14 protein-coding genes are annotated in these 22145 nt (G+C 72.6%); 9 read left to right on the forward strand and 5 right to left on the reverse strand.

From position 1 onward, the window contains the following. Positions 1–11 precede the first annotated feature (11 nt). The 5 genes from WMF26_RS32065 (at position 12) to WMF26_RS32085 (ending at position 7301) form a co-directional block, all read left to right on the forward strand. A complete protein-coding gene (locus WMF26_RS32065) occupies positions 12–2363 on the forward strand; it encodes a hypothetical protein (protein WP_437995810.1) in 2352 nt (783 codons plus the stop codon). A gap of 162 nt (positions 2364–2525) precedes the next feature. Then, a complete protein-coding gene (locus WMF26_RS32070; protein ID WP_437995811.1) occupies positions 2526–4394 on the forward strand; it encodes an amidohydrolase in 1869 nt (622 codons plus the stop codon). A gap of 61 nt (positions 4395–4455) precedes the next feature. Further along, the gene (locus WMF26_RS32075; protein ID WP_437995812.1) at positions 4456–5397 is read left to right on the forward strand and encodes a pseudouridine-5'-phosphate glycosidase; all 942 of its coding nucleotides are present in this window, start codon (positions 4456–4458) and stop codon (positions 5395–5397) included. Beyond that, positions 5394–6284: a carbohydrate kinase family protein gene (locus WMF26_RS32080; protein ID WP_437995813.1), complete on the forward strand. Its 891-nt coding sequence runs from the start codon at positions 5394–5396 to the stop codon at positions 6282–6284. The genes WMF26_RS32075 and WMF26_RS32080 overlap by 4 nt, the downstream gene beginning before the upstream one ends. Before the next feature lie 195 nt (positions 6285–6479). Next, positions 6480–7301 carry an alpha/beta fold hydrolase gene (locus tag WMF26_RS32085; protein ID WP_437995814.1) on the forward strand — a complete coding sequence of 274 codons (822 nt, stop codon included), beginning with the start codon at positions 6480–6482 and terminating at the stop codon, positions 7299–7301. 15 nt (positions 7302–7316) lie between these two features. Here the strand turns inward: WMF26_RS32085 and WMF26_RS32090 are convergent, their stop codons facing one another. Further along, on the reverse strand, positions 7317–8279 hold the full coding sequence (locus WMF26_RS32090) for an alpha/beta hydrolase family protein (RefSeq protein WP_437995815.1): 963 nt from the start codon (positions 8277–8279) through the stop codon (positions 7317–7319). A gap of 360 nt (positions 8280–8639) precedes the next feature. Between WMF26_RS32090 and WMF26_RS32095 the strand changes: the two genes are divergently transcribed. Next, entirely contained in the window at positions 8640–9266 is a 627-nt protein-coding gene (locus WMF26_RS32095) for a helix-turn-helix domain-containing protein (RefSeq protein ID WP_437995816.1), read from the forward strand. Between the two features lie 42 nt (positions 9267–9308). On the opposite strand, the gene WMF26_RS32100 is transcribed toward WMF26_RS32095, so the two are convergent. Continuing rightward, on the reverse strand, positions 9309–9884 hold the full coding sequence (locus tag WMF26_RS32100) for a hypothetical protein (protein ID WP_437995817.1): 576 nt from the start codon (positions 9882–9884) through the stop codon (positions 9309–9311). Positions 9885–10230: 346 nt separating this feature from the next. On the opposite strand from WMF26_RS32100, the gene WMF26_RS32105 reads away from it, so the two are divergent. Further along, positions 10231–10608 (forward strand): hypothetical protein, encoded by a 378-nt coding sequence (locus WMF26_RS32105; protein ID WP_437995818.1) that lies wholly within the window; start codon positions 10231–10233, stop codon positions 10606–10608. Positions 10609–10659: 51 nt separating this feature from the next. On the opposite strand, the gene epsC is transcribed toward WMF26_RS32105, so the two are convergent. Continuing rightward, positions 10660–11622, reverse strand: coding sequence for a serine O-acetyltransferase EpsC (gene epsC, locus WMF26_RS32110; protein ID WP_437995819.1), 963 nt, complete (start codon positions 11620–11622; stop codon positions 10660–10662). Further along, a complete protein-coding gene (gene cysK / locus WMF26_RS32115; protein ID WP_437995820.1) occupies positions 11619–12608 on the reverse strand; it encodes a cysteine synthase A in 990 nt (329 codons plus the stop codon). Before cysK ends, epsC begins: the two co-directional genes overlap by 4 nt. A gap of 305 nt (positions 12609–12913) precedes the next feature. On the opposite strand from cysK, the gene WMF26_RS32120 reads away from it, so the two are divergent. Then, positions 12914–13087 (forward strand): hypothetical protein, encoded by a 174-nt coding sequence (locus WMF26_RS32120; protein ID WP_438002512.1) that lies wholly within the window; start codon positions 12914–12916, stop codon positions 13085–13087. Between the two features lie 72 nt (positions 13088–13159). Here the strand turns inward: WMF26_RS32120 and WMF26_RS32125 are convergent, their stop codons facing one another. Further along, positions 13160–16093, reverse strand: coding sequence for a DUF4215 domain-containing protein (locus WMF26_RS32125; RefSeq protein WP_437995821.1), 2934 nt, complete (start codon positions 16091–16093; stop codon positions 13160–13162). Positions 16094–16585: 492 nt separating this feature from the next. Here WMF26_RS32125 and WMF26_RS32130 point away from each other — a divergent pair, with 492 nt between their 5' ends. Then, positions 16586–21985 (forward strand): DNA repair ATPase, encoded by a 5400-nt coding sequence (locus WMF26_RS32130; RefSeq protein ID WP_437995822.1) that lies wholly within the window; start codon positions 16586–16588, stop codon positions 21983–21985. Positions 21986–22145: the final 160 nt, after the last annotated feature.

Consider the following 22145-nt stretch of genomic DNA (forward strand, 5'->3'; position numbering starts at 1 on the left):
GAGCTCTGTCCATGCTCCTCCTCCTGCTCGCGCTCGGCGTCCTGGTCCTCCGGCTGGCCGAGCTCCGCGCCGACGCGGCCTCGGGATCCGCCGCGCCCGCCGCGCCCGCGCCCGCCTCGCCCGCGCCCGCCGCGCCCGCCTCGCCCGCGGCGCCCGCGCCCGCGCCGCGCCTCGCCTGGCTCGCCGCCGCCGCGGCGGTGGCGGCCGCGCTCCTGCCCGCGCTGCGCGACGCGCGCGCGCTCGCCGGGCCCGGCGCCGCGCTGTGGAAGGACGCGAGCTCGCACCTCGCCATCGCCTACGACATCGCGACGAGCGGCCTGCCGCACGGGTGGATCGACACGAACAACGGCGGCTTCCCGGTCGCGCTGCACTACCCGCCGGTCGGCTGGCTGCTCACGGCGGCGCTGATCCGCCTCGGCGTCGCGCCGGTGGTCGCGGCGAAGGGGCTCGGCCTCGCCGCCTTCGTCGGCGCCCCGCTGGTCGCCCTCGCCGCGGCCCGCGCGGTCGGCGCGCGGCCCGCGTCGGCGGCCGCCGGCGCGGTGGCGCTCGCGTGGGTCGCGCCGTACGTGCAGTTCGCCGGCGGGTGGCCGTCGTTCTTCCTCCTCGGGCTGCTCTCGCAGATCCTGGTCATCCCCCTCGTCGTCGCCTGGGCCGCCGCGGTGATCCGCCCCGCCCGCTTCGAGCTCGGGCCGGCGCTCGCCGCGGCCTGCGCGGCGACGCATCCGCAGGTCTTCGCGGTGAGCGCCGCCGTCCTCGCCGCGGCCGCGATCGCCGCGTGGGATCGGCGGCTGTGCGCGCGGGCGCTCCGCTCGCTCGCGGGCGGCGGCCTTGTCGCGGCCGCGCTCTACGGCCCGGGCATCGCGTCGATGGCCGCGCCCTTCGGCTGGCCAGCCGGCCTCGGGTGGCGGCACATCGGCTTCGGGCCCGAGCGCGTGCTGCCGTGGACGCTCGAGGGCGACCTGCTCGACTACGAGCACGCCCCGGTGATCGGCTCGGCGTGGATCGCCGCCTGCCTCCTGCACGCGACGCGCCTCCGCGCCCCGGCGTCGCGGGCCCTCCTCGCGGCGTCGGCGGCCGCGCTGCTCCTCTCGATGAGCGGCGGCTGGATCGCCTCCGCGGGCCCGCTCGGCCGCGCGCTGCTCTCCGTGTTCCAGCCGATGCGCGCCCTCGCCCTCCTGCCGCTCGTCGCGGCCGCGGCCATCGTCGCCGGGCTCGACCTCGCGGCCGCGGCGCTCGCGCGCATCGGCGCCGCGCTCGCCGCGCGCCCCCCGCTCGCCGCGCGCCCCCCGCTCGCCGCGCGCCCCGCGCTCGCCGCGCGCCCCGCGCTCGCCGCGCTCCTCCCGGCCGCGCTCGCCGCGCTCCCGCCCGCCGCGCTCGCGCTCGTCGCGGCGCTCGAGATCCCCGCCCGCGCGGCCGAGCTCCACGTCCTCGCGGAGAACCAGGCCTCGCTCGTCGCGTCGCGCGGCTGCCGGCCGCACGTCGAGGGCTTCGATCCCGATCTCATCGCCCGCTGGCTCGCCGAGGCGCCCCATGGCCGCGCGACCTACGGCGCCGAGGACACGCTCGCGGCCTGCTCCAAGGTGCACGCCGCCGATCTCCGCAGCGCGGTCCCGATGGCGTTCTCGACCGGCGCGGGCGCGCACGTCGGCGTCCACGCCGCCGCCTTCCTCAAGCTGGCGCCCGAGCGCCCCGGGAGCGCCGCGCGCGCGGAGGCGCTCGGCGTCCGCACGCTCATCCACCTGACCGCGCAGCGGCCCGGGCCGCCCGAGGCGTGGGCGCTCGTGGACAGGCGCGGGCAGGTCGAGCTGTCGCGGCGGGTGGGCGGCACGGACTACGTCGGGCTCGGGTGCGTGCGCGAGGTGTGGCGCGGGCGCGAGGCCGATCTGCTCGCGGCGCTCTTCGAGCACCTGGCGCAGCCGCGCACCGTGCTCGACGCGCCCGGCGAGCTCGTGGCGCTGGAGGCGGCCCGCGGCCCGCTCGAGCGCCTCACCGCGGCCGACGACGGCTGCGACGCGTCCCGCGCCCGCGTGCGCGAGGCGCCGCGCGAGCCGGGCGCGTACGAGGCGATCGTCGACGCCGAGGCGCCGGTCGACGTGGTCTTCCGCGCCACGGCGTACGGCGGCTGGCGCGTGCGCGACGGCGGCGCCGAGCTGGCCCCGCGGCGCGTCGCCCCGGGCTTCTTCGCGGTGCGCGTCGGCCCTGGCCGGCACCACCTGGAGGCGGTGGCGGCGCTGCCGCGGCTTTACCTGCCCGCGCTCGCGCTCGCGCTCGCGTGCGCCGCCGCCCTCGCGCTCGGGGCCCCGCGCCTGCGGCGGCCGCTTTCCGCCGCGCCGGCTCCCCTCCCGCCGCGGCGAGGGTGCTAGGATGGCGGCCCGACTCATGACCTCTCGAGCGACGCAGGCATGGCCAGGGCGGAGCTCTCATGAGCCGCGACGACGAACAACTCCGTCTCTGATGACAAGCGAGCCCATCGGACCACGGCGACGCCATGTCGCAGGTGACGCCGAATGGGCCCAGGAGCGCTCATGAGGAACAGGTCTCGAGCTGCCGGGGACAGCCGCGTTCCCCCCCGCCGTCGTCGCGCGTTCGGCGCCGCGTGGGCGGCGTCGCACGCCCTCTTCGCGATGCAGGTCGCCTGCGGCGCGTCCATGCCGCAGGCCGCCGACACGGTGCTGCGGAACGGCTTCGTGTACACCGTCGACGCCGCGGACTCGGTGCACCAGGCGGTCGCGGTGCGCGAGGGCAAGATCGTTTATGTCGGCGCTGACAGCGGCGTGCAGGGTTATGTGGGTCCGCGGACCGAGGTCGTCGATCTGAAGGGCCGCATGCTGATGCCGGGGCTCGTCGACGGCCATTTGCACGTGATGTCCGGCGGGGCGCAGCGCCTGATGTGCAGCCTCGAGTACAAGACGCACACCATCGCGCAGCTCCAGCAGAAGATCCAGGCTTGCCTCGACAGCGAGCCGGCCAAGGGTCCCGACCAGTGGCTCGAGGTGACGAGCTGGGATCGGCAGGGCACGGTCTCGGTGGACGCCGACCCGACGCGGGCCGCGCTCGACGCGCTCAAGACCCAGCGGCCGATCCTCGTGCACTCCACCGATCACCACAGCGCGCTGACCAACGCGCGCGGCATGGCGCTGGCGGGCATCACCGCCAAGACGCCCGATCCGGTCGGCGGCAAGATCGGCCGCGACGCAGGCGGCCAGCCGACGGGCATCTTCGAGGATGCCGGCATCGCGCTGGTATCGGCGGCCATGCCGCCGCCGACGCCGGAGGACGACGTGCGCAGCGCCAAGGCGGCGCTCGACGCGATCCGCCGCCAGGGCGTGACCACCTTCATGGATGCGTGGTCGGACGAGCGCGCGCTGAGGGCGTTCACGGCCGTGCAGCGCGGCGGCGAGCTGACGGCGAGGGCGCTCTTCGCCATCATGCTCGATCCCGACGAGGTGGCGAAGGGTCCGGAAAAGGCGATCGCCGCGGTCAAGGCGCTGGCGTCCTCCTACGATCAACCCGCCGCGGCGCCGGCCCCTTCCGTCGGCGCTCGCCACATCAAGGTCATGCTGGATGGTGTCCTGCAGGCGCCGGCCCAGACCGCGGCGATGCTCGCGCCGTACCATGTCAACGTGGGCACGGACGGCGCGCCGCAATGGGTCCCGGGCAAGCACAGCGGCGACGTGTACTACCCGCCGGACACGCTGAAATCGCTGATCCTCGCGGCGGTCGAGGCCGGGCTCGATCCCCACGTCCACGCGATCGGCGATCGTGCGGTGCGGCAGACGCTCGACGCTTACGAGGCCGTGCGCGCCCGGCTGCCGGGCAACGACGTTCGCCCGGCGATCGCGCATTGCGAGACGGTCGACCCGGCGGATTTCGGTCGCTTCAAGGCGCTCGGCGTGATCCCGGTGATGTCGTTCCAGTGGGCGCAGGAGGCCCCGTATTCCGTCGATGCGATGAAGCATCAGCTCGGGCCGGAGCGCTATGCCCGCCTGGAGCCCGAGGGCAGCCTGCACAACGCCGGCGCGAGGATCGCTTATGGCAGCGACTGGCCGATCGATCCGTTCGCCGAGTTCCTGGCCCTCAAGATCGGCGTCACGCGCAAGGGGGACCCCACGCATCCGGCCAGCTTCGGTCCGTCCTATGCTGGCCGGCTCAACGACGACCCGCTCCTGCCGCGCAACGTCGCGCTGCGCGCGATCACGATGAACTCGGCCTACCAGCTGCGGCTGGAGAAGGTCGTGGGCTCGATCGAGCCGGGCAAATTCGCCGACATGATCGTGCTGGACCAGAACTTTCTTCAGATCCCCGAGGATGATCTCGGCAAGATTCAGGTGCTCATGACCATGGTCGGGGGGAAGATCGTCTATACCGCCGATGCATGGCGGCCGAAGGGGTAGACGGCCGCGTCGCCCGAGGCCTCCCGAATCGCAAACCCCCTCGCAGCCGGAGGATTTCAGCGTGTCGATCAAGGACCACCTCTCCATCTCCTCCGAGGTCAGGAAGGCGCTCGCGGCCGGCCGGCCGGTGGTGGCGCTGGAGTCGACCATCATCACCCACGGCATGCCTCATCCGCAGAACCTCGGGATGGCGCAGCGCGTGGAGGCGGTGGTCCGCCGGAGCGGGGCCGTGCCGGCGACGATCGCCGTCATGGACGGCAAGCTCCGGGTGGGCGTGAAGGCGAACGATCTCGAGCGGCTGGCCAAGGCGGGCGGCAAGGCGGCCAAGGCCTCGCGGCGCGACGTGGCGGCGCTCCTGGTGTCCGGCGAGGTCGCCGGGACGACGGTGGCGACCACGATGATGGCGGCGGCCTGGGCCGGCATCCGGGTGTTCGCCACCGGCGGTATCGGCGGCGTGCATCGCGGCGCGGAGACGACGTTCGACATCTCCGCCGACCTCGAGGAGCTGAGTCGGACGCAGGTGGCGGTGGTCTGCGCGGGGGCCAAGTCGATCCTCGACATCCCCAAGACGCTGGAGACGCTCGAGACCAAGGGCGTGCCGGTCCTCGGCTACAAGACCGGGGATTTTCCGGCGTTCTGGGCGCGGCAGAGCGGGCAGAAGGTGGACCACAGGATCGAGAGCGCCAAGCAAGCGGCCAGGGTCATCGCGCTGCAGTTCGAGCTCGGCCTGGGCGGGGTCCTTGTGGCCAACCCGATCCCCGAGAGCCATGCCCTGGACGCCCGGGAGATCGAGGCGCGGATCGAGGAGGCGATCCAGGGCGCCGAGGCCGAGGGCGTGAGCCGCAAGGACCTGACGCCGTTCCTCTTGAAGCGCATCGTCGAGCTCACCGGCGGCAAGAGCCTCGTCGCCAACATCGCCCTGGTCGAGAACAACGCGGCGGTGGCGGCGGAGATCGCGGTGGCGTTGAGCAAGCTGAAGGCGAAGACGAAGGCCAAGGCATGAGCGAGGGCGGCCGCGTGCTCGTGGTGGGCGACGTGATGACGGACGTCATCGTCCGCCCCGAGGGGCCGCTGGTGCGCGGCTCGGACCGGCGCGCCAAGATCCAGCGCCGGCCGGGAGGCTCGGGGGCCAACCAGGCGGTGTGGCTCGGCGCGATGGGAGCGCGGGTGTCGTTCGTCGCCCGGGTGGGGGCCAGCGACAAGCCGCAGCTCGAAGCCTATTTCAAGGGCTGCCAGGTGGATGCCATCCTGGCGGCCGATCCGCGGGAGCCGTCGGGCGTGCTGGTCGTCCTCGTCGATGCCGACGGGGAGCGGAGCTTCCTCACCGATCGAGGGGCGAACCTCGCGCTCGAGCCTTCGGACATGCCGCTATGGCTCCTGGACGACACGCGGCTGGTGCTCGTCTCGGGGTATTCGCTGTTCGCCGAGGGGCCTCGGCGGGCGGTGCTGTGGCTCGCCGGAGAGGCGCGGAGCCGCGGCATCCCGGTCGCCATCGACGCCGCGTCGGTGAGCTTCCTGCGGGAGGTGGGGGCCGGGGCCTTCCTCGAGTGGACGAGGGGGATGTCGACGCTGCTCGCCAATGCCGACGAGGCGGAGGCGCTCTCGGGCACCGGCGACCTCGCCGGGCAGATGATCGCGCTGGGGGCCTGTTTCGAGCGGGTGATCATCAAGCGCGGGGCGCGGGGCGCGGCGCTCGGCGGGCGGCGCGGCGTGCGCCTCGACGCGCCGGCGCCGCTGGTGGAGGTGGTGGACACGACCGGGGCCGGCGACGCGTTCACGGCCGGGTTCATCGCCGCGGAGCTCGAGGGCGCGGGCGAGGCGGCGTGCCTGCGGCGCGGGATCGAGGCGGGATCGACGGCGGTGACGCGGCTGGGCGGACAGCCGGGGTAGCCAGCGTCGTGGGCCGCTGGCTCTCGGCCCCCTCGCCTGCCCATCGGGCGCCGTCGTGGCGCTTCACGTGGCCGCCGGCTCGTCCGCCCTCCAGCCGCGGTCGTGCTCGCGGTCCGCGCGGGGACTCTGGTAGCCTGCGGCGTCGGTCGGGCGCGGGGTGCGTGGCCTCGCCAAGGACCGCCGGGAGGGAAGACCGTGTTCATTTCCGTCAAAGGGGCTGAGCTGTTCTACTCGGTGCAGGGCCATGGGCCCGCGTGCCTCGTCCTGTCCAGCATCGGCACACGGCCCTACGAGCGGCAGATGCCGGCGCAGCTGAGCGACCGCCTCAAGCTCGTCTACGTCGACCTGCGGGGGAGCGGACGATCGACCGGCGATCCGGTCGATCTCACCTTCGATGCGCTCGCCGAAGATCTGGAGTCCGTCCGATCCGCGCTCGGGCTCGAGCGGATCGCGGTCCTGGGCCACTCGATCCTCGGCGCGCTGGCGGTCGAGTATGGCCGGCGTTGCCCCGGGAGCGTCTCGCACGTGATCGCGGTGGGCACGCCGCCCAGCGGCGACATGGCCCTGCTCTCGGCGCGCTCTGCGTCGTTCTTCGAGGAGGACGCGTCGGAGGAGCGAAAGAGGATCCTGCGAGACAACCTGTCCAGGCTGCCCAAGGACGCGCCGCCGGGCCACGCCATGCTCGCGCAGACGCCCCTGCGCTTCTTCGACCCGCGCATCGACGCCGCCCCGCTGTTCGCGGAGGCGGACGTCAAGCCCCAGTTCTTCGCCCATCTCCTCGGGAGGCTCGCGCCGTCCTGGGACATCCGGGTCGACTCGGGCTCGCTGCGCGTCCCGATATTCCTCGCGCTCGGGCGCTACGACTACGCGATGCCTCACGTCCTCTGGGAAGGCGTCGCGCCGACGCTGCCCACGCTCACGCCGCACCTGTTCGAGCGCAGCGGGCACCAGCCGTTCTTCGAGGAGCCAGAGCGGTTCACCGCGGCCGTGACCGCCTGGATGGATTCGAAGCGCTGACCTCGGCGGCCCCGCTTACTTGGATTCGACCCGTCCGAGCGGGTTGGCCGCGCCAGTCAGCGCGTTTTGCGCTTCCTGCCAGGCGGGGTCTCCGGGGTAGAGCTCGGCGCGGAGGTAGGCCCAGGTGAGGCGCTGGACGGCGGCCACTCGCTCGGGGTTCTCGTCCGTGGTCTCGGCGACGTCATATCCCGAGACGCCGCCCAGCCCGTGCCCTGCATCGAACAGGGTGACCAGGGACTTGGGGCTCGGGGAGAGGAAGTAGGGATCGGCGTGCCAGTCGGCGCCTGCGACCGTCAGGTGGGGAGAGGCGTCTTTATCGCCGGCGATCACGAGCGCGGGCGCCGTCATCGTGGAGAAGTCGATGGTCGAGAAGATAGGATACTTCTTGGCCGCGAGCTCGCTGAGGGCGTCGCCGCCTCTGCCGGGCGCGGCGAGCAGCACGCCCGCCTTGATCCGAGGCTCGGCGAGGTTCACTTCCGTCCCGTCGTGGGGATCTTTGAGCCGCGCGCCCAGCAGCAGGCTCGCGGTGTGCCCGCCCATCGAGTGCCCGACGACGGCCACCTTGCTTCGGTCCAGACGCCCGGCGAGGGCAGCGACGGCGCCCTCGATCGCGTCGAGCTGGTCGAGGATGCGCTTCATGTCCTCGGCCCGCGATCGCCAGTACAGCGGCGCCTCGGGGTGATCGGAGCCCCTGAACGGGAGCGTCTTCGAGTCGAGATGGGTCGGCTGGATCACGACGAAGCCGTGTGCCGCGAAGTAATTGGCGAGTGGGGCGTAGCCGTTCAAAGAGGAGAGGTGGTTGGAGGGGCCGTGGCCGTGCGAGAGCAAGAGGATGGGCAGCGCGCTTCCGGTCACGGGCGCGGAGACGCGCACCTGGAGATCGACGGCGCGGCCGGGGGCCGGCAGCACGACTGGGCTGACCGAGAGGACCGGCGTGGGTGCGCGAGGGATGTCGGCTGCGGGAGTCGGTTTGCTCATGATGTTGATTTCCTTTCGTGGGCTCGGCCCCGTGAAGAGGGCCCTGGCGCCATCGGGACGCCCCGGCCTCACTCCGTACCGCCACCGCCTTCGTACCTCCCGTCGCCGCCCTCCGGTTGGAAGGACCGGACATTTTCGTCGGCCCTCCCGCGCCGGCTTGACCGGCCGCGGTGCGCGCGCGAGACTGCGAGGGTGCCGCGCGCCATGGACTCTGCAGCCTCGACGTTCTCGCTCTCCCGCTTCGTCGAGGAGGTTCGCGCTGTCGCACCGGTCGCTGGACGCGCACTCGACGTTGAATGGCTGCCCAACGGGAGAACGACCCTTGTCTTTCGAGTGTTCGAGGAGGGTCGGAGAGGGGATGTGGCCGTCGCGGGCCCGCGGACGCGGGCGCTGTTCAAGAACGCAACCGGCGTCGCGCAGGCGGTGATGCTTCAGTTCAAGCCAGGCTGGTCGGCGCCGCTGCTGGGCGTGGCGGCGAACGCGCTGACGGACCGGATCGTCCCGCTGGAAGACCTCTGGGGCCGCACTGGCGGCGACCTCTGCCTCGATCTCCTCGAGGCGCGAAGCGTGCCGGAGGTGCTCGACCGACTCTCCCACGCGATCGCCCTTCGTACCCACGAGACCTTCGAGCCGGCGTCGGCACAACTCGCGCGCCGCGCGGTTCGTTTGCTCGAAGGAGGCGAGGTTCGGGTGGAGCGCGTGGCGGAGCGGCTCGGCGTCACGGCGCGGCATCTTCGCCGCGCCTTCACGGAGAGCGTCGGCATCGGGCCGAAGGATTTCGCGCGGACCGTTCGCCTGCAGCGCGCCGTGCGGCGGGCGGCGAGCTCGAAGGACTGGGCGCGCATCGCCGCGGACGCGGGCTATTACGACCAGGCGCACCTGATCGCCGACTTCCGGGAGCTCGTCGGGCTCACGCCGGGCGCCTTCCTGAAGCGCGCGGGCGCTCGGGGCGGCGAGGCCATGGCCGGGGGCGCCCCCTCGCGCTGACGCCCGGCCGCGGGGCGCCCCGGCCCCCCGCCCGCGCGAGGCTCAGATGCCCGAGGCCGATGCGAGGCAGGCGTCGAGCTCGGGGGTGTCCCGCCAGCCGCACTGGCCGGACGCGTCGCGCTCGCAGACGCCGTGCTGGCCGTAGCACGCGTACTCCTCGCGCCACTCGCACGTCGTGAGCACGTCCTGGTCCGCGCAGACCTGCCCGCTGCAGCCGGTGACCACACAGCGCCCGGGGCCGCCGCCAGGCGCCGCCTCCAGCACGCCCCCGCCGCCGAGGCACGCCGCGAGCTCCGGCGTCTGTCGCCAGCCGCACTGGCCGGACGCGTCGCGCTCACAGATGCCGTAGTCGCCGTAGCACGCGTACTCCTCGCGCCACTCGCACGTGGTGTACACGACCTGGTCCGCGCAGACCTGGCCGCTACAGCCGGTCGGCCTACAGCGGCCGGGCTTGATCCCCCCGGCCGCCGCGGAGACGAGCTCGGCGGGCGCGCTGTCCACGCCGTCGACCTCTGGGACAGCCTGGCCGCAGCCGTCGTCATTCGCCCCGGCCAGCAGCGGGACGCACAAGAAGAGCACAGAGAAGGCAAACCGATGACGCGTGGTGAAAGAATTCATAAGACCTCCTTAACAAAACAAAAATGAAGCACGGAGTGCCCGGAACGGGCGAGCTCCTGTCCTTAGATCACGCGGCGGCCCAGCGCAACCCGCGGCGTCGATCGCACGATCCAGCGTCCCGGCGTCGGCGGCTGCTCGCGAGCCGCGCGGCCTCCTGGACGGCCTAATCCGGTCATGCCGCCGTTGCCATGGCACACATAGCCGTGGGCACACAGCGGCACACTCGCGGCAGAGTCGGCCCGAAAACGCGGTCTTATCATTCGTTCAAGAGTGGCACGCTTGTTGACTGGAGGCGTGATCGGAGGCGATGATGATTCGACCAGCGACAGCGATCTTGATGGCTCATATGCTCGTTGGATGCGGCGGCGAAGCCAACGATGGTCGTGAAGCGGCCGCCGGCGGTGATGAAGCGGCCGCCGGGGGTGATGAAGCGGGCGCGGCCGAGTGCGGAGTCCTGCAAGGGCCGCCCAGGGGGGCGTGCAGCGCAGGCGAGGAATGCAGCTTCCACGACGCCGGGTGCGACTACGATAGCCATTGCAAGGACGGCTCGTGGGCCACCGTCCGCACCTGCTCGGCCACGAAGACGTGCCCGCGGGGAGGCTTGACGGCCGGCGGCTCGTGCTCGGACGAGGGGGCTGGGTGCCGCTACGACGAGGGCGGCGCGTGCGTCAGCGATCTGACCTGTACCGGCGGTGTCTGGACCGAATCCGACCCCGGCTGCTGAGGAGATCGCCTCCGCCGTCGGTCGGGTCGGGCTGGCGCGCAGGGGACGGGGCTAGATGCCGCCGCCGTCCTCGAAGACGTCGCTCCGCACGTTGGCCTGGCTGATCCGGCTGTTCGGCGGGACGCTGCGCGTGAGCCACACGTTGCCGCCGATGCTCGAGCCGTGACCGATGGTGATGCGCCCGAGGATCGTCGCACCGGCATAGACGACCACGTTGTCCTCGACGATGGGGTGGCGATCGATGCCCTTGATGGGGTTCCCGCCCCCGTCGAGCGGGAAGCTCTTGGCGCCCAGCGTGACGCCCTGGTAGAGGCGCACGCGATCGCCGATCCGGCACGTCTCCCCGATGACGACGCCCGTCCCGTGATCGATGAAGAAGCTCGCGCCGATGTGGGCGCCGGGGTGGATGTCGATGCCGGTCTCGGCGTGGGCGATCTCGGAGAGGATACGCGGGATGAGCGGTACGCCGAGGGTGTAGAGCAGGTGCGCGATCCGGTGGTGAAAGATCGCGGTGATGCCCGGATAGCAGAACACCGCTTCGTCGATGCTCGTCGCCGCCGGATCCCCCTCGAACGCCGCGCGTACGTCGGTCTCGAGCAGCGCCCGCACGGCCGGGAGGCCAGCGACGAAACCGCGCACGATCTCGGCCGCGCGGCCCTCGCGCCGGGCGAGCTCGCGCGCGTCGAGATCCCGAGAGAAGCCGAGGCCCCTCCGGATCTGCTCGTGGAGCGCGAGCAGCGCCGCGTCGAGCGTCCGCCCGACGAAGTAGTCGGTCCCCTCGTCGGTGAGATCCGGAGGCCCGAAGTGCGCCGGGAAGAACGCCGCGCGCAGGTCGCGGGCGATGCCGACCAGCACCTCGCGCGACGGCAGCGCCGGCGGTCGCCCGAGCGGACGGCGCGCGCCGCCGGTGTCCGGGGCGGCCGCGCGCAGCTCCGCGACCACCGAGCCGAGCGCCCAGGGAGCCCCGGCCGGCGCGGGAGAGCCCCGATCGGCCTCGCGATCGGCCGCGCTCACGTCGCGAGCCCCCCCTCGTCGGAGGGCCCGTCGAAGAGCGATGTGCTCAGGTAGCGCTCGCCCGAATCGGGGAGGACGACGACGATCGTCTTGCCCTCGTTCTCCCTGCGCTTCGCGATCCGCGCCGCGACCGCCGCCGCCGCGCCGGACGAGATCCCCGAGAGGATGCCCTCCTCCCGCGTCAGCCGCCGCGCATAGGCTGCCGCCTCGTCGTTGGTCACCAGCTCGACCTGATCGACGATCGAGAGATCGAGCACGTCGGGCACGAAGCCCGCGCCGATCCCCTGGATCTTGTGCGGCCCGGGCTTGAGCGGCTGGCCCGCGCGCGTCTGCGTGAGCACCGGGCTGTGCGTGGGCTCGACCGCGACGGAGGTGATCGCCTTGCCCTTCGTGTTCTCGATGTAGCGCGAGACGCCCGTGATCGTGCCGCCGGTCCCGACGCCGGACACGAGGACGTCGATCTTCCCGTCCGTGTCCTCCCAGATCTCGGGGCCCGTCGTGCGCTCGTGGATCGCGGCGTTCGCCGGGTTCTTGAACTGATGCAGGAGCACGTACCGGTCGGGGTTCGACGCGGCGATCTCCTCCGCCCTCGCGACGGCGCCGCTCATCCCCCTCGGCCCTTCGGTGAGCACCAGGTTCGCGCCGTAGGCCGCGAGGAGCTTGCGCCGCTCGATGCTCATCGTCTCGGGCATGGTGAGCGTGAGCCGGTAGCCGCGCGCGGCCGCGACGAAGGCCAGCGCGATCCCCGTGTTGCCGCTCGTCGGCTCCACGATCTCCTTCCCCGGACCGAGGAGCCCGCGCTTCTCGGCGTCCCACACCATCGCCGCGCCGAGGCGACACTTCACCGAATAGGCAGGATTGCGCCCTTCGATCTTGGCGAGCACGAGCGCGCTCGCGCCGTCGAGGACGCGACGGAGGCGCACGAGCGGCGTGCGGCCGATCGACTCTGCGTTGTCTTCGAACCAGCGGCGTGTGACGTTCGACATGGTGCCTCTACGATGCGACGACGTGCGACGGTGCGCCTACACGCGTCCTCGACGGTCGTGAGGACCTCGAGCGGGCAGCGGACGCCGCTCTTGAAACATCAACGGATATCTATCTGACATAACGGAAAGCCAGCGCAAGCACTTTGTCTCATTCTACCATGACGTAGAAGCCTCTAGTTTACAGGAGGAAAGTAGACGAGATAGGGCATGTCCTGTTGAAGCTGTCAGGGGGAATAGTACATCATAATGGCCCTGACCGAGACATGCCTCCCCCCCACGCGTCAGAGCGCTAGGAAGAGTTTGTCATGAACGATGGAGCCCACTCGCTGAGCGAGCGCGCCGCGCGCCAGCCAGCGAATACGACCACGTCCGCGCCGCAGTGGGTTGGAGTCACCCCACGCTGGCTCGTCCAGCTCTTGCCCTGGGTGCCGCTCGAGGCGGGCGTGTTCCGGCTCAACCGGGTCGTTTGGACGATGTGATCCCCGGCGGCGCGCAGCGCGGCGGCTCACCCGAGCCGCCGCGCGCTCCTCTCGATCACGGTTCGACCCGGGTCATTTGACCTCGGTGCGGCACGTCGCGCTGCAGTCGTCGCCGCTCGCGGTGTTGCCGTCGTCGCACTCCTCGTACGGCTGCTGCCGCACGCCGTCGCCGCAGTGCGGACCGAACACGCAGCCCGGAGCGCACTCGCCGTAGCCGCCGTCGTTCTCCGCGTCGTCGCACTCCTCCTCCGGCATCTGCGTCACGCCGTCGCCGCAGCGCGGGCCGTACACGCAACCCGGCGCGCACTCGCCGTAACCGCCGTCGTTCCTGCCGTCATCGCACTGCTCGCCGAGGTCCTGCTGGGGCACCCCGTCGCCGCAGACCGCGCCGATCCGGCAGCCGAGGCACCCCATGCTGCCGTCGTTCACGCCGTCGTCGCACTCCTCGCCCCACTCGTCCTGGGTCACCCCGTCGCCGCACTGCCCCGCGTCGCGGCACTCCGGCGTGCAGCCGCCGTAGCGACCGTCGTTCACGCCGTCGTCGCACGTCTCGTCCGGCATCTGGACCAGCGCGTCGCCGCACCGCGGCCCGACGAGGCAGTCCGTCGTGCAGCCGCCATACCGGCCGTCGTTCACGCCGTCGTCGCACGTCTCGCCGAACTTGCTGTCGATCTCCGCGTCGCCGCAGCGAGGCGCCGCAACGCACCCCGGCGCGCAGGCGTTCGAGCCATAGCCGCCCAGGTTGGCGCCGTCGTCGCAGATCTCGTACGGCGTCGTCCGGACACCGTCGCCGCAGTAGAGCCCGAGCTCGCACCTCGTGGAGCACTTGCCGTACCCCGCGCCGTTCTCGCTCCCGTCGTCGCACTCCTCGTCCGGCGTGACGATCCCGTCGCCGCACACCGGCTCGCAGCGGGACGGCGCCGCGTTGAAGCCGCCGAGCGTCAGCTTGTAGCTCGACCCCGTGACGTGGCGCTCCGCCTGGAACACGACGACCTCGTAGACCCCACCCACCGTGAGGCCGAGCTCATCCATGAGCACCGTCCCGCGGTTGTCCGCCACCCCGGCGATCTCGCCGGTGCCCATCGGGGCGTGGATGCCGCCGAGGTCGATGCGGAGCCGGTTGTTGAGGAACACCCAGACGTCGTCGTCCCCGTAGAAATCGAGCCGCTCCCCGCCGTGGTACTCGAACCAGTAGCGGACCTCGCTCGTGAAGTAGAAGTTGTGGTTGCCGGCATTCGCCCAGTTGTTGAACGGATCGCCCGCCGCGCGGCTCGCCTCGCGCTGCGCCGCCGGCAGCGACGGGTCCTGCCAGCCTCGGTCGTCGAGCGGGAAGAAGACGTGATCCTCGAAGAGGAACACGTCCGACGTCCCGATCCGGTCGAGCGTGAGCCAGTCCACGACCGTCTTCGAGAGGTCCGAGTCGTTGTACCACCGGTTGAAATCCGTGGCGTTCGTGAGGAAGGCGTTCGGCCGCGCCGCCGCGAACTGCGGCTTGTTGTCCGCGCCGAGGAGGTTCTGCACGATGCCCGTCACGACGGCGTTCGGCGGATTCGTGTCGGGCTCGAAGTTCGGCGCGTTCTCCTTGAAGTCGCGGTACACGATCGGCACGCGGAGCTCGTCGCCGAGCGCCACGCCGTTCGTGCAGCTGTACCCCGGCTCGACGGTGCACGTGGACGAGCAGCCGTCCCCGTCCGCCGTGTTGCCGTCGTCGCACGCCTCGCCGCCCAGGCGCAGCCCGTCGCCGCACGCCGAGGTGCAGCCGGTCTCGCCGCAGTCCGGCTCGACCTGGCAGAACGGCGTGCAGCCGTCGCCCATCGTGTTGTTGCCGTCGTCGCACGGCTCGGAGCCCTCAGGCTCCCCGTCGTTGCAGACCGTGTCGCGGCAGATGTAGCCGCCGGGCGCGGGCTCGCACACGACACCGTCCTCCCACTCGCACGCGGCGTTGCACCCGTCGCCGTCGTCCGTGCGGCCGTCGTCGCACTCCTCCCGCCCGACGACCATCCCGTCGCCGCAGACGGCGGTGCAGCGGCGCCCGGCGCGCGCGCAGTCGAACCCGGGCTCGGTCTGGCACGTGGCGGAGCACCCGTCGCCCGAGACCGTGTTGCGATCGTCGCATCCCTCGCCCACGCCGATCTGGCCGTCGCCGCAGACGACCGTGAAGACGCAATGCACGCCGTCCTCGCACGCCCAGCCGGCCTCGACCTGGCAGCTCGGCGAGCAGCCGTCGCCCGGCGCCACGCCGCCGTCGTCGCACTGCTCGCTCGGCCGCAGCAGGCCGTCGCCGCAGCGCTCGACCGGCCTGCACGGCTGCCCCGGCCGGGGGCAGGTGATGTTGCCGGGGTCCTCGAGCGCGCAGACCTCGGAGCACCCGTCCCCGCCCACCGCGTTGCCGTCGTCGCAGGTCTCCCCGCCCGAGACGCGCCCGTCGCCGCACGAGTGGAGCCGGAAGCACGGCTCCCCGGGCCTCGGGCAGATCCAGTCGCCCTGCTCCCGCTGGCAGCGATCGTCACAGCCGTCCCCCGAGGCCGTGTTCCCGTCCTCGCAGCTCTCCCCGGGCTCGATCGCGCCGTTGCCGCAGGCGATCGTCGTGCGGCAGGGCTCCCCCGGCGGGCACTCGCAGTACGGCTCCACCTTGCAGGCGCCGGAGCAACAGTCCCCGGGCAGGCTGTTGCCGTCGTCGCACGCCTCGGTGTCCTGGTTGATCTCGCCGTCGCCGCACGCCGCGTCGACCGCGTCGCACTCGGGCGGAGGATCCGGCGACTCGCACGGATCGCCCCCGCTGCCGCCGGTCCCCCCGGGCCCGACGATGAACCCGCCGAACGCCCCGGAGCTGTCGTCGGTCCCGCCGGTGCCCGACGTGCCGCTGCCGCCCGCACCGCCCACGCCGCCGCCCGCGCCGCCGTTGCCGCCGCCGCCGTCGTCCCCGCAGGCGGCGAGCGGACCGGCAAGCAGGACGAGGAGCACGGAAGAAGTAAGTCTCTTTCCCAAGCGCATTGATGCCACCATCCCAACTCGCTGAAGAGCGTCGTGTTGTTCAGCCCGCGCCGCCACAGGCACAGGCGCGCCCCGGCCTTCGGGTGCGCCGCCGGAGGCGGCGTGGGCGCGCGCCGCACAGCGCTCGCGCGCGTATGCGCGCGTAGGTCGCCCTCGTTACCGGCACATCGCAACGCAACACCCCCCGTGCGGCAAGCGGATTTGACGCCGCAGCGGCATTACGACGCGCCGGTCGCCGGGAGGCGATGAAATCCGCGGGCGGCGCGCGGGCCGGCGGGGGGCAGAGCGAGCTTGACATCCCGGCGCGCGCCGGCGGTGCGGTGCTCCACAGCGCGCCCGGGCAGGGCGCGCGCCGGGGACGCGACCGCGCCGCCCCGCCCGGGCGCGCGATCGCCATCTCGCCCCCCGGGCGCGGCGAACGGCGGTAACCTGGCCGCTGGCGAGCCGAGGCCCGCGCGGATTCGATGCGGGGGCGGGCCTCGAGCCTGACCACACGGAGCATGCATGGTGTCGACAGGGGCCTTGGACGGCGCGGCCCAGACCGCGGGGGCTCCCCCCCCGCAGGCGGCAGAGTCGCTCGATGGGGGCAATTACGAGGTCATCCGCCGGCGGCTCGTCGAGCGCGCCGAGGAGCTCGGCCGCCGCGCCGAGGCGCTCAACGCGCGGCGAAAGCAGGTGTTCGGCGGCGCCGACCTCGCGCTCCTCGAGAACGCGCGCGTCCGGACCGAGAACAACTGCCTGCCGCGCGACATCGTGAGCATCCGGGGCAAGCTGCTCGTCGGCTACCTCGTGTTCATGGGGCTCAAGGAGGTGAACGTCGGCGACGTCTTCAGCCTCCACCGCTTCGCGAAGGACGGCGGCGCCCTCGACCTGACGCACGTGCCGCTCGACGAGGGCGACGCGTTCCTCGGCGACCCCGCCTTCGTCAAGGAGTTCAAGGACCTCCACCGCTACGTCAAGGAGCCGCGGCTGCTCCAGCTCCGGCGCAGCGACAGCAGGCTGCTCGCCATCTTCCAGGTCGGCGCGACCGAGCGCGACGCGAAGGTGTTCCGCTGGAGCATCGACGCGACCGGGCGCATCCGGTACCTCGACTCCCGCGGCGACGAGGACAACGTCCGGCCGCGGGCGCACGACTTCGCCTGGACGCAGACCACGCGCGACGACCACGTGCAGGGCAAGCACCCGCACGTCGCCATCCTCGGCGAGATCTTCGTCGAGACCGTCGGCGGCGACCTCACGGTCAAGGTCGAGAACAACACGGCCACGGGGCTCGGTATCTACCGCGAGCCGGTCGACGACGCGGGCCAGGCGCTCGACGACGCCGACATCCAGTACGCGCGGCTCGGGCCGCTCATCCTGCTCAAGATCAAGCCGTTCCGGGAGCCGTCGTACCGCTACCTCGTCTACAACGGCCGCACCCGGAAGGTCGCGCGCATCGACGCGATCGGCCTCGCCTGCCTGAGCCTCCCCGAGGAGCAGGGCATCGTCTTCCCGAACGGCTACTACCTCATCACCGGCGAGACGAAGCGCTTCGAGGGCAGCACCGACAGCCTCGTCTTCGAGCGGGTCATCCGCTCGCCGAACGGGGAGGACGTGCTCTACGTCTTCCACCAGGTCGTGGAGGGGCGCTACGTGCTCTTCCCGTACAACCTGATCCGCAAGGAGATCGCGACCCCGATCCAGTGCCACGGGTACAGCCTCTTCGACGACGGCAAGATGGTGATCTTCCGCGCCGCGAGCGAGGAGCCGACCCGCGTCCACCCGATGCAGATCTGGCAGACGCCGTTCATGACCGCGGAGTTCGCGGCGTCGGCGCCGACCGACGGCTCGTACCTCGCCAAGGTGGGCAACGCCGACCTCGTGCGCGGCATCTCGGACGCGCTCAGCATGCGGCGCGCCGCGCTCGAGGCGTCGCCGACGCGCCAGACGTACGAGGACCTCATCCGGACCGCCGAGCGGATGACCGACGCCTTCTACTGGCTCGGCCACGCCGAGGCGGGCGACCTCCTGTCGACCGTGAACGAGCTCCGGGCCGTCTCCGAGAGCATCGTCGACGAGTTCGAGAAGGTCGAGGCCATCAAGGCGCGCGCGGCGAGCGCGCTCGCCGAGACCGAGGCGGCGCAGCGGCAGCTGCTCGGCGGGGTCCGGCCGGAGGACGCGGCGACCGTCGACGCGTTCCTCGGGGCCCTGACCGCGCTGCGGCGGCAGCGGGGGCACCTCATCACGCTCCGCGAGCTCAAGTACATGGACCTCGGCCGCGTCGACGCCCTCGAGGCCGAGATCGTCGGGCGGTCCGACGAGGTGAGCCGCGCGTGCGTGGCGTTCCTCCTCGGCGACCACGCGTTCCGGCCGCTGGCCGACCGGCTCGCGGGCCTCATCGCGAAGATCGAGGCGGTCGCGAAATCGTCCGAGCTCGCGCCGTTCGCCGCGGACCTCGACGCGGTGAGCGAGGGGCTCTCGGTGCTCGCCGACATCGTGGCGGGCCTCAAGGTCGACGACCCCACGGCGCGGACCCGCATCCTGGAGGGGATCAGCGAGGTCTACGCGCAGCTCAACCGCGCGCGCGCCACGCTCGGCGCCCGCGGCAAGGACCTCCGGGGCGCCGAGGGGCGCGCCGAGTTCGGCGCCCAGTTCAAGGTGTTCGGCCAGAGCGTCGCGAGCGCGCTCGCGGTCTGCGACTCGCCCGAGCGCTGCGACGCCGAGCTCTCGAAGCTCCTCGTCCAGCTCGAGGAGCTCGAGGGCAAGTTCGGCGAGTTCGACGAGTTCCTGGGCGAGCTCGCGGCGAAGCGCGAGGAGGTGAACGACGCGGTCGCCGCGCGGCGGCAGGCGCTGCTCGACGAGCGGCAGCGGCGCGTCGCGAACCTCGTCGCCGCGGCGGACCGGATCGTCCAGGGGGTCTCGCGGCGGGCGCGCACGTTCGCGACGGTGGACGAGCTCAACACGTACTTCGCGTCCGACGCGATGGTCGCGAAGATCCGCGAGCTCGCGGCGAGCCTGCACGCGCTCGGCGACAGCGTGAAGGGCGACGAGGTCGAGGCGCGGCTCAAGTCGGCGCGGCAGGACGCGCTCCGGGCGCTGCGCGACCGCGAGGACCTGTTCGAGGGCGGCGGCGACGTCATCAAGCTCGGCCGCCACCGCTTCAACGTGAGCACGCAGGCCCTGGAGCTCACGCTGGTCCCGCACGGCGACGGGCTCGCGCTGCACCTCACCGGCACCGATTTCTTCGAGCCGATCGAGGATCCGGCGCTCGAGAGCGCGCGCGACCTCTGGGGCCAGGAGCTCGTGAGCGAGACCGGGGACGTCTACCGGGGCGAGTTCCTCGCGGGCTCGATGCTCCTCGACGCCGAGGCCGGGCGCGGCGGGCTCTCGATCGAGCGGCTGCGCGAGGCGTCGCTCGGCCCGGGCGGGCTGCTCGCGGCGGTGCGCGCGTACGCGGCCGATCGGCACGACGAGGGCTACGAGCGCGGCGTCCACGACGCGGACGCCGCGCTCATTTTGGAGAAGCTGCTCGCGCTGCGCGCCACGGCGGGGCTGCTCCGCTTCGGCAGCGCGCCGCGGGCCCTCGCCTGCCTTCACTGGGCGGGGCTCGACCCGCGCGCCCGGGATCTCGCGCACCGGCGGGCGCGGAGCCTCGGCCGGCTCGCGGCGCAGCTCGGCGAGGGCGAGGCGCGGGCGGCGCTCGCGGCCGAGCTCGCGGAGGGCGTGGCCGCGACGGCGGCGGCGCACCGGCTCACGGCGGACGTGAGCGGCGCGGCGGACGTGCGCGGCGCGGCGCGGTACCTCGTGGAGGAGCTCGCCGCGGAGCGCCCGCGGTTCGTGACCAGCGACGCCGCGCTCGCGCTGCGCGACGCGCTGCTCGCGCGCCTCGACCTCGAGGGGAGCCGCGCGGCGTTCGACGACGACCTGCGGCAGCTCGAGAAGCACCCGGCCGAGCGGCTGGAGCTCGCGCTGGCGTGGCTGCGGGGGCTCACGGCGCGGGACGCGGTCAACGATGGGGGCTCGCCCGGCAAGCCGGGCTCTGCCCCCAAACCCCCGTGGGCCCGGATGGGGCACCTCGCGCTCGAGGCGGCGGTCGTGCTGGTGACGGAGCGGCACCTCGAGCGGGAGCCGAGCGGGGCCGTGACCGAGGCGCGCGTGGAGGGGCTGCTCGGCCAGCACCCGCGCATCAAGGAGCGCGCGCTCGCGCTCCGGCTCGACGAGTTCCTGAGCAGGATCGAGGCATTCTTGCGCGAGCGGGCGCCGCGCTACCGCGCCTACCGCAAGGTGCGGAGCGAGATCGCGGAGCGGGAGCGAAGGCGGCTGCGCCTCGGGGAGTTCGCGCCGCGGGTGCTCACGTCGTTCGTGCGCAACCGGCTCATCGACGAGGTGTATTTGCCGCTCGTCGGCGCGAACCTGGCGAAGCAGCTCGGGGCCGCGGGCGACGTGAAGCGCACCGACCTCATGGGCATGCTGCTGCTCATCTCGCCGCCGGGCTACGGCAAGACGACGTTGATGGAGTACGTCGCGAGCAAGCTCGGCCTCGTGTTCATGAAGGTGAACGGGCCGTCGCTCGGCCACGAGGTCACGTCGCTCGACCCGGCCGAGGCCCCGAACGCGACCGCGCGGCAGGAGGTCGAGAAGATCAACCTGGCGTTCGAGATGGGCAACAACGTGATGCTCTACCTCGACGACATCCAGCACACGAACGCGGAGCTCTTGCAGAAGTTCATCTCGCTCTGCGACGGGCAGCGCCGGGTCGAGGGCGTGTGGCGGGGCCGGACGAAGACGTACGACCTGCGCGGCAAGAAGTTCTGCGTGGTGATGGCGGGCAACCCGTACACGGAGTCGGGCGCGCGCTTCCAGATCCCCGACATGCTGTCGAACCGGGCCGACACGTACAACCTCGGCGACATCCTCGACGGCAAGGAGGAGCTCTTCGCGCTGAGCTACCTGGAGAACGCGCTCACCTCGAACCCGACGCTCGCGCCGCTCTCGGGGCGGGCGCCGGGGGACACGCACAAGCTCATCCGGATGGCGCGGGGCGAGGCGATCGCCGCGACGGAGCTCGAGCACGCCTACGCCGCGGCGGAGGTCGCGGAGATCGTCGCCGTGCTCGAGCGGCTCTTCCGGGTGCAGAGGGTGCTCCTGTCCGTGAACCTCGAGTACATCCGGAGCGCGTCGCAGGACGACGCGTTCCGGACCGAGCCGCCGTTCAAGCTGCAGGGCAGCTACCGCAACATGAACAAGCTGGCCGAGAAGGTCGTGTCGGCGCACACGCCCGAGGAGATCGAGCGGCTCATCGACGATCACTACGTGAGCGAGTCGCAGACGCTGACGACGGGCGCCGAGCAGAACCTGCTCAAGCTCGGCGAGCTGCGCGGGCGGCTCTCGCCCGAGCGGCAGGCGCGGTGGGACGAGATCAAGAAGGGGTACCAGCGCATCAAGCGCATGGGCGGCAAGGAGGACGACCCCGTCGTGCGCGTGACCGGGACGCTCTCGATGCTCGGCGAGCAGCTGGAGGGCATCCGCGGGGCGATCGGCAAGGCGGCCGCGGCGGCCCAGGCGGGCGACGGGCGGGCGCGGGAGGTGAAGCAATGGCTCGCGCCGGAGCTCGAGCGGCTCTCCGGGGCGCTCAAGGGGGTGGCGCAGCCGAAGGTCGAGGTGAAGGTCGAGACCGATCGATCGGTGTCGGAGTTCGTGGGCCACCACCTCTCGCTCGTCGAGCGGCTCGTCGCGCCGCTCGCGAAGGCGACCACGCAGAGCGCGTTCGGCATCCGGGCGATCGAGGCGCAGATCGCGGAGCTCGGCCAGGCGCTCCGGTCGCTCGACGAGAAGGTCCGCGGGGCGGCGCGGCCCGAGGCCCAGCCGACGCCGGGCGAGCTGCCTGGTGAAGCAGACCACGCGCGCGGACGCGGAGGTGCGTGAGCGGATCACAGCGCCCGAGCTCTGCCGATGCGCGGCCGCGGGCTCCGTGCCAGGCGGGCGGCCGCACGGGGCAGAAGTCTGCAAGAGGAGTAGAGGGGCGTCCCTCGTGCGTGTTATCACCGACCCGCGACGCGTATCGTCAGCGATGGCCTGGACTCGA

The sequence above is a fragment of the Sorangium sp. So ce185 genome (assembly GCF_051526825.1).
GTDB classification, from domain to species: domain Bacteria; phylum Myxococcota_A; class Polyangia; order Polyangiales; family Polyangiaceae; genus Sorangium; species Sorangium cellulosum_D.

Excerpts from the sequence above, each read along its gene's own strand:
- WMF26_RS32065 (WP_437995810.1), top strand. The coding sequence starts at position 12 with ATGCTCCTCCTCCTGCTCGCGCTCGGCGTCCTGGTCCTCCGGCTGGCC.
- WMF26_RS32070 (WP_437995811.1), top strand. The coding sequence starts at position 2,526 with ATGAGGAACAGGTCTCGAGCTGCCGGGGACAGCCGCGTTCCCCCCCGC.
- WMF26_RS32080 (WP_437995813.1), top strand. The coding sequence starts at position 5,394 with ATGAGCGAGGGCGGCCGCGTGCTCGTGGTGGGCGACGTGATGACGGAC.
- WMF26_RS32090 (WP_437995815.1), bottom strand. The coding sequence starts at position 8,279 with ATGAGCAAACCGACTCCCGCAGCCGACATCCCTCGCGCACCCACGCCG.
- WMF26_RS32100 (WP_437995817.1), bottom strand. The coding sequence starts at position 9,884 with ATGAATTCTTTCACCACGCGTCATCGGTTTGCCTTCTCTGTGCTCTTC.
- WMF26_RS32105 (WP_437995818.1), top strand. The coding sequence starts at position 10,231 with ATGCTCGTTGGATGCGGCGGCGAAGCCAACGATGGTCGTGAAGCGGCC.
- cysK (WP_437995820.1), bottom strand. The coding sequence starts at position 12,608 with ATGTCGAACGTCACACGCCGCTGGTTCGAAGACAACGCAGAGTCGATC.
- WMF26_RS32120 (WP_438002512.1), top strand. The coding sequence starts at position 12,914 with ATGAACGATGGAGCCCACTCGCTGAGCGAGCGCGCCGCGCGCCAGCCA.
- WMF26_RS32125 (WP_437995821.1), bottom strand. The coding sequence starts at position 16,093 with ATGGTGGCATCAATGCGCTTGGGAAAGAGACTTACTTCTTCCGTGCTC.
- WMF26_RS32130 (WP_437995822.1), top strand. The coding sequence starts at position 16,586 with ATGGTGTCGACAGGGGCCTTGGACGGCGCGGCCCAGACCGCGGGGGCT.